At 69.5% G+C, this 881-nt stretch carries 1 protein-coding gene; it reads right to left on the reverse strand.

Annotated elements, in window-relative coordinates; translation table 11 throughout:
• On the reverse strand, positions 1–842 hold an 842-nt coding region (locus JCM9942_RS17050), incomplete at its 3' end, for a PH domain-containing protein (RefSeq protein WP_256202424.1).
• Between the last annotated feature and the right edge of the window lie 39 nt (positions 843–881).

The following is an 881-nucleotide window of genomic DNA, read 5'->3' on the forward strand; positions in this document are numbered from 1 at the left end:
AGCCGGGTCAGCAGCCCGCGTTCGACGGTCAGCCGGCGGTCGGCCTCGGTCAGGCGGAAGCCGTGGTACTGGACAATGGCCAGGCCGATGGACAGCACCCGCAGCAGGACCAGTGCGAGCAGCACGACCATCAGGCCGGTGATCACCAGCGTGGGCGTGCCCAGCTGCAGCTGGCTGGCATAGCCGAACATCTGCCGGCCCTGCTGGGTGATGACATCTTCCATCGCGCGGCGCGGGAACAGCTGGTAGGCGGCGCCGACGGCGGCGGCCAGCACCACTATCGCGCGGTTGGAAATCAGCCCCTGCCGCACCAGTTCGGGCAGCGGCAAGGTGAGCAGCACGTCCGCGGCCGGCTCCTGGACCATCACGCCGGGCGCGGCGCTGCCGCGATGGCGGATCAGGCGTTCCAGCTCCAGTGCCTGCTCCAGCTTGAGCACGCGCATCTGCGCTTCGGGCTTGTCGCCGGCGGCCGACTCCAGCCGCAACTCGGCCACGCCGAACAGGCGGTGCAGCAGGTTCTGGTGTACCACCACGTTGTGGATGCGGGCGAAGGGAATCTCGCGGCGGGTACGTTCGAAAATGCCGCTGCGGATGCTCAGGGTGTCGGTGCCGATGCGGTAGCGGTAGCTCCAGTACTGCGCCAGCGCCGAGGCCAGCACCGCCACGATGACCGCCGCGGTGATCCAGTGGTGGTACGGCAGGCTGTCGTCATCGCCGCGGCTGCCGAACACCAGCACCGCCACCAGCGGCAGCAGCAGCTGCTGGATCTGCTGCTGCAGCACGAACAGCCAGGACCACGGGTGCAGCCGGCGTTCTCCGGCATCCATCGGCGCCGTGCTCACAGCGCGTCGTCGTCATGGTCGAGCTGGCGCGCCAGCCGG

It is taken from the genome of Stenotrophomonas pictorum JCM 9942, from assembly GCF_001310775.1.
GTDB classification, from domain to species: domain Bacteria; phylum Pseudomonadota; class Gammaproteobacteria; order Xanthomonadales; family Xanthomonadaceae; genus Stenotrophomonas; species Stenotrophomonas pictorum.